This is a genomic window from Pseudofrankia inefficax, assembly GCF_000166135.1.
GTDB classification, from domain to species: domain Bacteria; phylum Actinomycetota; class Actinomycetes; order Frankiales; family Frankiaceae; genus Pseudofrankia; species Pseudofrankia inefficax.
In genome coordinates, this window is the sequence record NC_014666.1 from 4496495 (window position 1) to 4510087 (window position 13593).

Consider the following 13593-nt stretch of genomic DNA (forward strand, 5'->3'; position numbering starts at 1 on the left):
CGGCCCGCCCCGGCGCCGGGCGGCCCCGGCGACGGAGCCGAGCCCAGCCCGGCAGGCTCGGCCGCGCGGTTGCGGGCAGGGGGAGGGCGACGGGGGCTGCCGGTCGGCTGGCCGCGGCTGGCAGCCCCACGGCCCTACCCCGGCAGGGCGGCCGGGTCGCGGGTCGTCTGCGCCTGGGCCGCTGGCCGGGTGGGGACTACGGCCGGGTCGGCCGGTGCGGGGACGCCGCCGGTGGCGGTCGAGCCGTGTGGGCCGACGACCAGGTAGACGACGACCGCCGCGGCGGCGAGGAAGCCGGCGCCGACGAAGCTCGCGACGTTGAACCCGTGCACGACCGCGGCCTGCGCGAGCGCCCGGGGCCCGCCGGCCGCGGCATGGTGGGAGCCGAGGTAGCCGGTCGTCGCGGTGCCGGCGATCGTGCCGAGCAGCGCCAGGCCCAGCGACGCGCCGATCTGCTGGAAGGTCATCACCGCGCCGCCGGCGACGCCCGCGTCACGGCCGGCGCCCAGGGTCGCGATGCTGTTCGCCGGCATCATGACCCAGCCCATGCCGAAGCCGAGCACGACCAGCGCGGGCAGCGCCCCCGCCCAGTAGGAGCTGTCCGGCCGCAGCAGGCCGATCAGTGTGAGTGCCGCGGCCGCCGACACGAGCCCGGTGACGAGCAGGTTGCGGATCGCCACCCGCACGATCAGCCGGCCGACGATGCGCGCCCCGGTGACGAGACCCGCGGTCAGTGGCAGGAACGCCACCCCGGTGCGGGTCGGCGAGTAGCCGAGCACCTCCTGCAGGTAGTAGGTGAGGAAGAAGAACCCGGCGAAGACGGCGACGCCGATCGCGAGCGTCGCCAGGTAGGAGCCGCCGCGGCCACGGTGCAGAACCACGCGCAGTGGCAGCAGCGGGCTCGGGACCCGCGCCTCGACCAGCACGAACGCGACGAGCAGCACGGCCCCGGCGACGAGCGAGGCGACCGTCCCCACCGAGGCCCACCCGTCGGTCTGGGCCCGGGAGAACCCGAACACCAGCGCCATGAGCCCCACCGTCGCGAGCAGCGCCCCGGCGACGTCGACGCGGCCTCGGCCGGGCCCCGCCGCGGCGGCACCGGGGGCGGCGGCCGGCGTGGAGCGGGGCACCGCGCTGACGGTCACGGCGGCCGCGACGAGGGCCAGCGGGACCGCGATGTACATGCTGTAGCGCCAGGACAGGTACCCGGTGAGCACCCCGCCGAGGATCAGGCCGATCCCCGAGCTGGACCCCATCACGGTCCCGAAGATCGCGAACGCGCGGGCCCGCTCGGCCGGGACGGTGAACGTCGTGCCCAGCAGCGCCAGCGCCGCCGGGGTGAACAGCGCCCCGAACACGCCCTGCAGGCCGCGGGCGGCCAGCAGCATGCCGGTGTCGACGGCCGCGCCGCCCAGCGCCGACGCGGCCGCGAAACCGGCCAGGCCGATGAGCAGCGCGCGGCGGCGGCCGAGCAGCTCGCCGACCCGGCCACCCAGCAGCAGGAAGCCGCCGTAGCCGAGCGCGAACGTCGTCAGCACCCACTGGCGGGTCGGATCGGACATGTGCAGGTCACGCTGCGCCGACGGCAACGCGATGTTCATGATCGTGAGGTCGGCGGCGACCATCAGCTGGCCGAGCGCCGCCGCGGCCAACGCCCGCCAGCGCCGGCTCTCGGCGCCGCCGGGTACCGCCGCGCCACCGGCGGCGGTCGCGGCCGGCGCGGGCGGGCCGCTGGCGGGACCTGGGCTGTCTGTCGTCATGGGTGTGCCTCTCCCGCCTGGCGCCGCGCGGGGCGGCGCCGGGGCCACGGTGTGGCTCGGTGAAACGCCCAGGCCACACCAGATTCATTGGACCGGCCAACGTTGGTGGCGCCAACAGTAACAAGATTTGTGGGTCGTGCCAACGAAATTGTTTAGACTCCGGAGCGTGGATCGCAGGCGGAACGTGACACCGAGCCCGGACGGCGGCCCGGACGCGGTGGCCGGGGCATGCGCCGACCCCGGTGAGCCCGACTGGGCGGCGCCGGGCGTCGCGAACTACGTGGCGACGTGGCCGACCCGGCTGAGCCGGCTGGCCACCTGGCTGGTGAACAAGACGGCGGCGCACTCCCACCGGCTGACCGCCGAGGCCTTCGCGGGCACCGGCGGCCGTCGCTACCACTACGCGCTGCTGGCCTCGCTCGCCGAGTTCGGCGCGTCCAGCCAGGCGAGCCTCGGCCGGCGGTGCGGCTTCGACCGCAGCGACGTGGCCGCCATGGTCAACGAGCTCGCGACGGCCGGCTACGTCGAGCGCACCCAGGACCCGGCCGACCGCCGCCGCAACATCATCGCGATCACCGGGGCGGGCCAGGCGCGGCTGGCGGAGTTCGACGTCATCGCCGAGGCGATGCAGGACAGGCTGCTCGCCCCGCTGTCACCCGCCGAGCGGGCCGAGTTCGTCCGGCTGCTCACCCGGGTGCTGAACCACCAGGCCGCCAGCCACGGCCCCAGCGGCGAGCCGATCATCCACCAGACCTGAGCCGGCGGCGCCCCTGAGCCGGGTCCGGCGGCGGGCCGGTCAGCCGGCGGTAGAGGCGAGCCGGGCCCCGATGCTCCACAGGACGGCTGTCTTGCCGGCGCAGGCGGCGGCCAGCAGCGCCCCGTCGCGGGAGAAGGCCAGGCCGTTGACGGCGCCGTAGCCGCTGGACAGCGCGGCGAGACGGTTCGGCCGCCCGGGGGAGGTCACGTCCCACAGCGCGACCGTGCTGTCGGCGGCGCCGGTCGCGACCCTGGTCGCGTCGGCCGTGACCGCCAGCGCCGTCACGGCCTTGCGGTGGCCGGTCAGCTCGGCGACGGGCTCCGGGTGGGCGGGGCTCGTGATGTCCCACAGCCGCGCGGTCCGGTCGGCGCCCGCGGTCGCCAGCAGCGTCGGCGTCACGAACCGGACCGCGTGGACCGTGTCGCGGTGCGCGGCGATCGTCGCGGTGCGGGTCGGGTGCCCGGGGTCGGCGACGTCCCAGAGGATCACCGTCTTGTCGTCGCCGCCGGACGCCAGCCGGCGGCCGTCCGGGCTGAACGCGACCGACCGCACGCCCTTGCGGTGGTCGGTCAGCACCGCGAGCACGCTCTGGCGGCCCGAGCGGCGCGCGTTCCACAGCGCGACGGCCTTGTCCTGCCCGCCGGTGGCGACGACGGAGGCGTCGGGGCTGAGCGCCACGGCCCGGATGTAGTGCTTGTGCCCCCGCTCGCTGAACACCAGCTCGGGTGCCGCCGGGTCGGCGAGGTCCCACACCGCGACCTGCATCGCGTCACCGACGACGGCGAGCCGGGTGCCGTCGGCGCTCGTCGCGAGGTCCCGGACCCACTCCTGGCTGTACCGGGCGCCGTACTCGATCTCGACCATCGTCGTCGGCCGGGCGGGCTTCGCGAGGTCGAACAGGCGGACCTTGCCGTCCTGCGCGCCGGTGACGAGCAGCCCGCCGGTCGCCGGGAACACCACGGCCCGCACCGGAGACGGGAACCCGGCCAGCTCGGCGAGGACCTCGACGCCGTCCTCGCCGGCCTGCGCCGGCACGACCGCGGCCACGGCCGGGACAGCCGCCGGGGGCGCCTCGGCCGCCGGGGGAGTCGTGGCCGGCGGGGCCGCCGCCCCCGCGGCGGCGGGCTCGGCGCGCAGCACGGCGAGCTGGCGGCGCAGCCACTCGCGGGCGACCGGCCGCTCCAGGCCGAACAGGTCGAAGGACACGACCCGGCTGAACCGGCCGGGCCGGCGGCAGTCCGCGACCCGGACCGCGACCAGCCGTCCGGCCGCCGCGTCGTCCAGCGTGTCCGCCGCGGCGCCGACCGCGGCCAGGTAGTCGTCGGACAGCACGACCAGCACGTGCTCGGCGTGGCCGGTCGCGGCGGCCAGCGCCGGGGCGGCGTCCTCGCCCGCGGCCGGGGCCAGCGGCGGCTCGGCGATCGCCCGCACCCCGGCGTCCTGCAGCTGCCAGACGAGCCAGTCGGCCCAGCCGCGGTCGGCCTCGACGAACGACACCGTGAAATCCCACCGGACGCCGTCCGGGGATCCGCCTGCCACGCTGGGGGTTGTCACAGGTCGAGACTGCCACGTCAGGACGGGCGTGGCCCAGCCGGCCCCACCTGCGTGCCCGGCGGCTACAGGCCGACCTGGCTCGACGGGTTGTCCCGGTCGAACAGCCGGCCGGCGCGCACGTAGCTGTCCAGCGACGAGGCCGACCGCCACCGGCCCTGGCGCATGATCGCCCGGTCGGAGGCGCCGGCGCGGGCCGCGGCCGTCGCGAAGCCCGAACGCAGCGAGTGGCCGGCGAAGTCGGCCGGGTCCAGCCCGGCCGCCCGCGCCCGGCGCTGCACGATCCGGGCCACCGAGCTGGTGTGCAGCCGCCCGGCGCCGACCTGGCCGTGCCGGTTGATGCCCCGGAACGCCGGCCCGTCCTCGACGCGGGCGGCCGCCGTCCAGGCCTGCCAGGACCGCACCGGGCAGGTCGGCCGGTAGGAGCCGTACGCGACGCCGACGAGCGCGCCGGCGGCCTGCTGGTCGGTCTTCGACGAGCGGACCGACAGCACCAGCCCGTCAGCGGTCACCTCGACGTCGGCGACGTCCAGGCCGACGAGCTCGGAGCGGCGCAGGCAGCCGGCGAACCCGACCAGCAGCAGCGCCCGGTCCCGGACGGCCGCGAGCGCCGCCGCCGGGCCCGCCGGCTCGGCCCCGGTGCCGTCCGGCTCGTCGAGCGCCGCGAGGACCCGGGTGAGCAGCGTCGTCTCCAGGGCGGCCTTGCGCTCGGGGCGGACCCCGTGGACCCGGCGGATGCCGTCCCACACGGTCGCGACCTCGACGGAGGCGGCCGGGTTCACCGGCGCCTTCGCGAGCTGGTGGGCGACCGAGAGCGCGGCGAGGCGGCGGCGGATCGTCGACGGCTTGTAGCCCGCGTCGGCGAGCGCCGCGAGGTAGCCGGCGACGGTCAGCGCGCTCGCCGGCACCGCGACCGGCGTGCCCGGCTGCGCGGCGCACCAGGCGCGGAAGTGCCGCAGGTCGGCGTCGTAGGCCTTCCACGTCGACGCCGCCCTCGCCGCCCGGGCGTAGTCGGTCACCCGGCCGGTCAGCCACGCCGTGAGCTCACCGTCGTCGGGGTCGCGCTCCCGGGGCACGGGCAGCGCGGCGCCGGCCGGTGCCGCGCCGGGCTGGCGCGACCGCTCGGGGCCGGCGGGGTCGACGGGGCCGACGGCCGGGCCGGGTCCGCTGGGCATGGTCGGAGTGTTCTCCCGCCTCTCACCTGGCGGCACCGACCTGGCCGCCGCTGTGGACAGTATGATGCCTGTCAGTTCAAACTGACAGCGTGAACGTTGACGCCCTCCTGGACCGGGTCCGCGCCGGCGACCCGGCGCTGGGGCTGCGCGCGGTGGGCGCGCTGCACCGGCTGGCCGAGCAGGTCGAGTCGGTCGCCGTCGTCGCCGCCCGTGACCGCGGCTGGTCGTGGGAACAGATCGGCGACGCCCTCGGGGTGTCACGCCAGTCCGCGCACGCCAAGCACGGCCGGTCCGCCGGCTAGCGGCGGCCGGGCCGAACACGGAGGGGGGAGGGGCGGATGCGACCGCGGTTCGGCCCCGGTGCCCGCGAGGTGATCGGCTCGGCGGTCGCCGAGGCCCGGCTGCGCGGCGACCGCCGGATCGGCACCGAGCATCTGCTGCTCGGGGTGCTGCGCCACCCGGACACCGCCGCGGCCCGCGCGCTGGCGGTGGACCTCGCCGACGCCCGCGCCGCGCTGGGGGCGCTCGACCGGGAGGCGCTCGCGGTCCTCGGCATCGACGTGAGCCCCGGGCTTCCCGCCCCCGCGGGCGGGCCGTGCCTGGCCCCCGGCGACCCGTGGGGATCCCCGGACGAGGAACCCGCCGCCGGCCGGCTCTTCGGCGGGCACCGGGCCCCGCCGAGCCCCGAACAGGTCGCGCGGCTGCGGGCGGCCCTGAGTTCGGGTGCCCGCGCGGTGCTGGCCGGCTCGATCGGCGCCGCTCCGCACGACCCGGCCGGACGCGTCACCCCGGAGCTCGTCCTGGCGGCGCTGCTCGAGCGGCAGCCACCGGACCCCGCGGCCGCGCTGCTGGCCCGCCTCGGTGTCGACCCCGCGGTGGCCCGCGCCCGGCTCACCGCGCCACACCCACGCCCACCCAGCGGCTGAGCCCGGCGCCCGGCCCAGAAAACGCTTTGACCTGAAGTGGAGTTGAGCTCGTAGTGTCCTCCTACGCCGACGGCGAGACACCCGGAGACCGGCGCCGTCCGGTCCTGGCCTGTCACGGCCGTATGGCAGCCTTGCTACCGCCGTCCGCGCCGTCGCCGAGAGGGATCACCGCCGCATGCTGATCCGAGTCCTGCGGGCCCACCTCGGGCCCTACCGCGGCCAGATCGCGGCGCTCGTCGTGCTCCAGCTGGCCGCCACCTTCGTCATGCTCTACCTGCCGACACTGAACGCCGACCTGATCGACCACGGCGTCGTCGAGGGGGACACCGGCTACATCGTGTCCATCGGCGGCATCATGCTCGCGCTCACCTTCGGGCAGGTCGTGTGCGCCTGCGGCGCCGCGTTCTTCAGCGCCCGCACCGCGATGGCCTTCGGCCGCGACGTCCGCGCCTCGGTGTTCAACCGGGTCCAGTCGTTCTCCGCCCGCGAGATCGGCCACTTCGGCGCCCCGTCGCTGATCACCAGGGCGACGAACGACGTCCAGCAGGTCCAGATGCTCGCCCTGCTGTCCGGCACGATGATGATCTCGGCGCCGTTCATGTGCATCGGCGGGATCGTCCTGGCGATCAACCAGGACGCCAAGCTGTCGCTGCTGCTGGTCGCCGTCGTCCCGATCCTCGGCATCGTCATCAGCCTGATCATCCGGCGGATGCACCCGCTGGGCCGGGCGATGCAGGAACGGCTCGACACGGTCAACCGGGTGCTGCGCGAGCAGCTGCACGGCCTGCGGGTGATCCGCGCGTTCGTCCGCGACACCCACGAGCGTGACCGGTTCGCCGTCGCGAACGCCGAGCTGACCGACACCTCGGTGCGCTACGGCCGGCTGATGGCGCTGATGTTCCCGTTGGTGTTCGCCGCGGTGAACATCTCCTCGATCGCGGTGATCTGGTTCGGCGCGCACCGGATCGACTCCGGCGGCATGCAGATCGGCGCGCTGACCGCGTTCCTGTCCTACCTGATGCAGATCCTCATGTCGGTGATGATGGCGACGTTCATGTTCGCCATGATCCCGCGCGCCGCGGTGTGCGCCGAGCGGATCTGCGAGGTCCTCGACACCGAGACGACGCTGCTCGCGCCGGAGAACCCGGTCACCGAGCTGGACCGCCACGGCGAGCTGGAGCTGCGCGGCGTCGGGTTCCGCTACCCGGGCGCCGAGGCGTCCGTGCTGCGCGACATCAGCCTCGCCGCCCGGCCCGGCCAGGTCACCGCGATCATCGGCTCCACCGGCGTGGGCAAGTCGACGCTGATGTCCCTGATCCCCCGGCTGTCCGACGTCACCGAGGGAACGGTGCTCGTCGACGGCGTCGACGTCCGTGACATCGACCCGGCGCTGCTCGCGAAGACCGTCGCCCTCGTGCCACAGAAGCCGTACCTGTTCTCCGGCACGGTCGCGTCCAACCTGCGCTACGGCGACCCGGACGCCACCGACGACGAGCTGTGGCGCGCGCTGGAGACCGCGCAGGCGAAGGGGTTCGTCGAGGCGATGCCCGACGGGCTCGCGACGTCGATCTCCCAGGGCGGCACGAACGTCTCCGGCGGGCAGCGCCAGCGCCTCGCGATCGCCCGCGCGCTCGTCCGCCGCCCCGAGGTCTACCTGTTCGACGACTCGTTCTCAGCGCTGGACTACGCCACCGACGCGGCGCTGCGCGCGGCGCTGGCCCGGGAGACCGCCGCCGCGACCGTGGTGATCGTCGCCCAGCGGGTCGCGACGATCCGCGACGCCGACCAGATCATCGTCCTCGACGCCGGCCAGATCGTCGGCGTCGGCACCCACCACGAGCTGATGGCCGACAACGAGACCTACCGGGAGATCGTGCTGTCCCAGCTCACCGAACAGGAGGCGGCCGCATGACCAGCCCGAACGGCCGGCCGGGCGGCGCGCCGGCGCAGCGGGCACCGGTGGGCGGGCCGCCGATGGCCCGGATGATGATGCAGGGCGGCAACGTCGAGAAGCCCACCGACTTCAAGTCCTCGACACGCCGGCTGCTGCGCCTGCTCAGCCCGCAACGCCACCTCGTCATCCCCGCCGTGGTCCTCACCGCCCTCGGCGTCGCGCTCAACGTGTCCGGCCCCCGGCTGCTCGGCCACGCGACCGACCTCGTCCTGACCGGCCTGCTGTCCAAGCACATCCCCGCCGGGGTCAGCAAGGCGCAGGCCGTCGCGCAGCTGCGCGCCCAGGGCCACGGCACCCAGGCCGACCTGCTGTCCTCACTGAACGTCCGCCCGGGCCACGGGATGGACTTCGACGCGATCGGCCGGGTGCTGGCGATCGTCCTGGCCGTCTACCTGGTCGCCCTCGTCTGCAACATCCTGCAGGCCAGGCTCATCAACGCCGCGCTGCAGCGGATCCTGTCCGACCTGCGCACCGAGGTCCAGGCGAAGATCACCCGGCTGCCGCTGCGGTACTTCGACCGGGCCCAGCGCGGCGAGGTCCTCTCCCGCGTCACCAACGACATCGACAACCTCGGCCAGAGCGTCCAGCAGTCCCTCTCGCAGCTGATCCAGTCCGTCCTGCTGATCATCGGCGTGCTGTCGATGATGTTCTGGATCTCCTGGCTGCTCGCGCTGATCGCGCTGGTCACCGTCCCGCTGTCGATGCTCGTCGCCGCCCGGGTCGGGAAGCTGTCCCAGCCGCACTTCGTCAACCAGTGGCGCACCACCGGCCGGCTCGGCGCCCACATCGAGGAGATGTACACCGGGCACTCCCTCGTGCGGCTGTTCGGCCGCCAGGAGGAGGCCGCGGCGACGTTCGCCGAGCAGAACCAGAAGCTCTACGAGGCCAGCTGGCGCGCGCAGGCCCTCGCCGGGCTGATGCAGCCCGCGATGATGTTCATCGGGAACCTGAACTTCGTGTTCGTCGCGGTCGTCGGCGGGCTGCGGGTCGCCTCCGGGGACCTCTCGATCGGCTCGGTGCAGGCGTTCATCCAGTACTCCCGGCAGTTCTCCCAGCCGCTGACCCAGGTCGCCTCGATGGCGAACCTGGTCCAGTCCGGCGTGGCGTCCGCCGAGCGGGTGTTCGAGCTGCTCGACACCGACGAGCAGAGCCCCGACCCCGAGGTCCCGGCCCGCCCCGAGCAGCCCCGCGGCCGGGTCGCGTTCGAGCACGTCGCGTTCCGCTACGAGCCCGACAAGCCGCTGATCGAGGACCTGTCCCTGGTCGCCGACCCCGGCGACACGGTCGCGATCGTCGGCCCGACCGGCGCCGGGAAGACCACCCTGATCAACCTGCTGATGCGGTTCTACGAGCCCACCAGCGGGCGGATCACCCTCGACGGCGTCGACATCGCGACGATGACCCGCGACGAGCTGCGGGCGACGACCGGGATGGTGCTGCAGGACACCTGGCTGTTCGGCGGCACCATCGCGGACAACATCGCCTACGGCGCCCAGGGGGCGACCCGCGAGCAGGTCGTCGAGGCCGCGAAGGCCGCCCACGTCGACCGGTTCGTCCGGCTGCTGCCGCACGGCTACGACACGGTCCTGGAGGACGAGGGCACCGGAGTGTCCGGCGGTGAACGCCAGCTGATCACGATCGCGCGGGCGTTCCTCGCCGACCCGCAGATCCTGATCCTCGACGAGGCGACCAGCTCGGTCGACACCCGCACCGAGGTCCTCATCCAGCGGGCCATGGCGCAGCTGCGCTCCGGGCGGACCGCGTTCGTCATCGCCCACCGGCTCTCGACGATCCGCGACGCCGACACGATCCTCGTGATGGAGCACGGCTCGATCGTCGAGCAGGGCTCCCACCACGAACTGCTCGCCGCCGACGGCGCCTACGCGCGCCTCTACCAGGCCCAGTTCGCCCAGGCGGTCGCCGAGGTCTGACGGTCCTAGCGGGGCCCCGGCCCCGCGTGCGCTGGCCGCTGGTCGCCGTTTCGGCCCTGGCGTGGTTGTGATCTGGCTGGCTTCACGACCATCCGAGGGCCGAAACGGCGATCTCGGCACGAAGGTGCCGCCGGTCGGGCCGGGGCCGGCGTGGCGCGACGGCGGGCCGCCGGTCAGCGGTCCGGTCCAGGCCGGCCGATGGGAGGCCGTCCCGCGGCCACGGCCAGCAGCAGGCAGGGGAGCGCGGCCGCGGCGAACAGCCAGCGGGGGGACAGCCACGCCGAACCGGCCGCGTAGAGGCCGAACGTCAGGATCGCGACGGCCTCCATGGCGGCGCCGGAGATCGAGCTGACCGTGGCCCGGACCGAGTCGTCGACCCTGTCCTGCAGCCGGGCGTCCGCCTGCGCGAGCGCCCAGTAGAAGATCCCGAACGCGGCGGCGACGCCGACGATCCCCACCGGCAGCCCGGTGCCCGCTCCCACCGCGAGCAGGACCGCCGCCGCCGCGAGCGCCGGGCCGAGCCATCGGACACCCCGACCGGCGAGCAGCCCGCCGACGGTCGACCCGGCGGTCACCGCGAGCACCAGCAGCGGCACCAGGCCCTGCCCGGCGCCGGTACCGCGGGCCAGCAGCGGCAGGTACTCGTCCAGGGCAGCGACACCGGTCAGCGTGGCCGTCAGCAGCAGCACCCGCCGGACCACCGCGGACCGCCGCACGACCCCGAGGCCAGTACGCAACGTCGCGAGCTGACCCCGCTCGCCGTCACCCGCGCCCTGGTCGTCAGAGCCCTGGCCGTCCGGCGCCGGCTCGGCTGGCCCGCAGGTCCCGCGCCGGGGGGTTCCGGGCAGCGCCCGGCCGGCCGCCGCGCAGGCCAGCAGCGCCAGCACGCTGCACACGCCGACCAGCCGGTTGCCGCCGGCGGCGATCAGGGGGGCGGCCAGCGCGGTCGCGAACAGCTCGGCGGCACCACCGAACGCCTGGGCGCGCCCGGACAGCCGGGCATAGGCACCAGCCGCGCCGATCCGGTCAAGCTCGGCGTAGACAAGCGCCTGCAACGTGCCGGACCGCAGCGCGGTGCCCGCCCCGAGCAGCACGAACCCGGCGGCGAACGACCAGAACTCCGGAACGATGATCCACAGCGCGTAGCCGGCCGCCTCCAGCAGCGGGGCGAGGATGACCAGCAGCCGCCTGGACACCACGTCCGCCCACACCCCGGACGGGATCTCCACCAGGAACGACGCGGCCGACCACAGCGCGAACAGCGCCGAGATGCCCGCCGGCGACACCCCCGCGTCCGCGAACACCAACGCGTACACCGGGTAGAACGGCACACAGTCGGCGAGAAACGCATATGTATACAGCCGTCCGGCCAGGGCCCGCTCCGGGGCCGGCCGCGGCTTGCCGCCACCGCTCGATCTGCCGGTGGTGGATCAATGTCGCCAGGTCACACCGGCAGGCTACGGCCTTCCGCCCGCCTCCGCACCGGATTTCGCCCGCCCGCACGGGTCTGGGGGAGCCGGGTCGCCGGCCGGTGGCGTGAATCCGGCGACATCTGGCATTTCCGCCAGGGTCGGGGCGGCCCGCGGGTGCATAGCGTCCAGGACGCGGCCTTCGTGCTGGTCGAAGGCCCACCGACGTCCCCGGTTCTGGGCCGGGACTCGGCCCTGTCCGTCCACGGAAGCCGGAGCGACCCACTCGTGACCAAGATCCTGCTCAGCCTGCACGTGCTCGCCGCGATTCTCACGGTCGGCCCGGTCGCCGTCGCGGCGAGCATGTTCCCGCGGTATCTGCGGCTCGCCGCCGATCCGGCGGCCAGCCCGGGGGAGAGCGCCCCGCTGACGGTCGCCCGGACACTGCACCGGATCTGCCGGGTGTACGCGCTGGTCGGGCTCGCGGTGCCGTTCTTCGGGCTGGCGCTCGCCGGCCCGCTGCACGTCTTCGGCCAGGCCTGGGTCATCGTCTCGATCGTGCTCACCGCCGCCGCGGCCGCGCTGCTGGCGGCCGTCGTGCTACCCGGCCAGAGCGCCGCCCTCGCCACGCTGAGCCACCCCGTCGCCTCGCCGGCCGGGAGCGTTCCGGCCGTGCCGGACTCCGCCACCACGTCCGAGCCTGGCGTGGGCGCGCGGCTCGCTGGCCGGCTGGCGATGACGACTGGCATGTTCAACCTGCTCTGGGCCGCCGTCGTCATCATCATGATCGTCCGACCCGGGTCGACCACCGGCGTCTGAGCCCGGCGGCCGTCCTAGGCCGCCTCTCGCGGACCAGCGGCCAGTCCTTGATCACCGTTTTGGCCCTGTCGTGGTCGTGACCTGGCCGTTTCTGTAACCACCCGAGGGCCGAAACCACGATCACCAGCACCAACGGGCCGACGCGGGCCCGGGCACCCCGTTCACCGGCATGATCCGGCGCCATGGACCGACCTGAAGATCTAACGCCTACGCCGCGCGGGCGGCCTCGGGGGAGCGGAACGCGCGGCGGTAGGCCTGCGGGCTGGTCCCGACCAGCCGGCGGAACCGGTCACGGAACGCGGCGGGAGAGCGGAAACCGACCCGGGCCGCGACCCACTCGACCGGATGGTCCGTCGACTCCAGCAGCTGCTGGGCGCGCCGCAGCCGGGCCACCGCCAGCCACTGCGCCGGAGTGGTGCCGGTCTGCTCCCGGAACCGGCGCGACAGGGTCCGCGTCGACAGAGCGGCCTCCCGGGCCATCTCGACGAGGGTCAGCTCCTCGTCGAGATGGCCGGTGAGCCAGCGCAGCAGCGGCTCCAGCGACACCCCGTCCGGCGCCGGCGGCTGGTGCGTGATGAACTGCGCCTGCCCACCGGCCCGCTCCAGCGGCATCACCGACAGCCGGGCAGCGTCGGCCGCGACCGCCGACCCGAAGTCCGCCCGGACCAGGTGCAGGCACAGGTCCAGCCCGGCCGCCGCGCCCGCCGAGGTCAACACCCGCCCGCCGTTGTCGACGAACAGCACGTCCGGGTCGACGTCGACCGTCGGGTAGCGGGCGGCGAGCTGCGCCGCCCCCAACCAGTGCGTCGTGGCCCGCTGGCCGTCGAGCAGGCCCGCCGCGGCCAGGATGAACGCCCCCGAGCAGATCGACGCGACCCGCGCCCCACCCCGGCCGTCCGCCCCGGCCGCCGCCGCCCGCAACGCGTCCAGGACAGCCGGATCCACCGGGGCGCCGACGTCGCCGGTACCGGGGACGACCACCGTGTCCGCCGCGGCGAGCACGTCCAGCCCGTGGCGGGCGCGCAGCGTGAAGGTCCCCGCGTCGACGTCGGCCCCCGGCCGGGCCGCGCAGACGACAACCCGGTAGGCCGCGCTCCCGTCGGCGAGCCGCGCCCGGCCGAACACCTCCACCGGCACCGCCAGGTCGAACGGAACCACCCCGTCGACCGCCAGCACCGCCACGAGCCGCGAGGCCGCTCCGGTTGTCATGGCCGAAATCTAGGCCACCGCCGGATTCCCGCCACCAGGGACCCAGGCAGACTCCCACCCGAGCCACCACCTCCAGCGCGCCCGCCGGTGGTTCGCGCAAAC

11 protein-coding genes are annotated in these 13593 nt (G+C 75.0%); 6 read left to right on the forward strand and 5 right to left on the reverse strand.

Annotated elements, in window-relative coordinates:
• Nucleotides 1-134 precede the first annotated feature (134 nt).
• Nucleotides 135-1760 (reverse strand): MFS transporter, encoded by a 1626-nt coding sequence (locus FRAEUI1C_RS18195; protein WP_013424791.1) that lies wholly within the window; start codon nt 1758-1760, stop codon nt 135-137.
• Nucleotides 1761-1926: 166 nt separating this feature from the next.
• Here FRAEUI1C_RS18195 and FRAEUI1C_RS18200 point away from each other — a divergent pair, with 166 nt between their 5' ends.
• Nucleotides 1927-2517, forward strand: coding sequence for a MarR family winged helix-turn-helix transcriptional regulator (locus tag FRAEUI1C_RS18200; protein WP_232425036.1), 591 nt, complete (start codon nt 1927-1929; stop codon nt 2515-2517).
• A gap of 39 nt (nt 2518-2556) precedes the next feature.
• Here the strand turns inward: FRAEUI1C_RS18200 and FRAEUI1C_RS18205 are convergent, their stop codons facing one another.
• Nucleotides 2557-4056: a toll/interleukin-1 receptor domain-containing protein gene (locus FRAEUI1C_RS18205; protein ID WP_232425037.1), complete on the reverse strand. Its 1500-nt coding sequence runs from the start codon at nt 4054-4056 to the stop codon at nt 2557-2559.
• Between the two features lie 77 nt (nt 4057-4133).
• A complete protein-coding gene (locus FRAEUI1C_RS18210; protein WP_013424794.1) occupies nt 4134-5243 on the reverse strand; it encodes a site-specific integrase in 1110 nt (369 codons plus the stop codon).
• 89 nt (nt 5244-5332) lie between these two features.
• Between FRAEUI1C_RS18210 and FRAEUI1C_RS18215 the strand changes: the two genes are divergently transcribed.
• The 4 genes from FRAEUI1C_RS18215 (at nt 5333) to FRAEUI1C_RS18230 (ending at nt 10054) form a co-directional block, all read left to right on the forward strand.
• Nucleotides 5333-5545 (forward strand): hypothetical protein, encoded by a 213-nt coding sequence (locus FRAEUI1C_RS18215; RefSeq protein WP_013424795.1) that lies wholly within the window; start codon nt 5333-5335, stop codon nt 5543-5545.
• Between the two features lie 36 nt (nt 5546-5581).
• On the forward strand, nt 5582-6169 hold the full coding sequence (locus FRAEUI1C_RS18220) for a Clp protease N-terminal domain-containing protein (protein WP_013424796.1): 588 nt from the start codon (nt 5582-5584) through the stop codon (nt 6167-6169).
• 175 nt (nt 6170-6344) lie between these two features.
• Complete coding sequence (locus FRAEUI1C_RS18225) at nt 6345-8081, forward strand: ABC transporter ATP-binding protein (protein WP_013424797.1); 1737 nt, start codon at nt 6345-6347, stop codon at nt 8079-8081.
• Nucleotides 8078-10054, forward strand: a complete 1977-nt coding sequence (locus FRAEUI1C_RS18230; protein ID WP_013424798.1) for an ABC transporter ATP-binding protein — start codon at nt 8078-8080, stop codon at nt 10052-10054. The genes FRAEUI1C_RS18225 and FRAEUI1C_RS18230 overlap by 4 nt, the downstream gene beginning before the upstream one ends.
• 173 nt (nt 10055-10227) lie before the next feature.
• Here the strand turns inward: FRAEUI1C_RS18230 and FRAEUI1C_RS18235 are convergent, their stop codons facing one another.
• Complete coding sequence (locus tag FRAEUI1C_RS18235; protein ID WP_157734978.1) at nt 10228-11385, reverse strand: MFS transporter; 1158 nt, start codon at nt 11383-11385, stop codon at nt 10228-10230.
• Nucleotides 11386-11751: 366 nt separating this feature from the next.
• On the opposite strand from FRAEUI1C_RS18235, the gene FRAEUI1C_RS18240 reads away from it, so the two are divergent.
• Nucleotides 11752-12282: a hypothetical protein gene (locus FRAEUI1C_RS18240; protein WP_013424800.1), complete on the forward strand. Its 531-nt coding sequence runs from the start codon at nt 11752-11754 to the stop codon at nt 12280-12282.
• A 207-nt stretch (nt 12283-12489) separates the two neighbouring features.
• Here the strand turns inward: FRAEUI1C_RS18240 and FRAEUI1C_RS18245 are convergent, their stop codons facing one another.
• Nucleotides 12490-13491, reverse strand: a complete 1002-nt coding sequence (locus FRAEUI1C_RS18245) for a GlxA family transcriptional regulator (protein ID WP_013424801.1) — start codon at nt 13489-13491, stop codon at nt 12490-12492.
• Nucleotides 13492-13593: the final 102 nt, after the last annotated feature.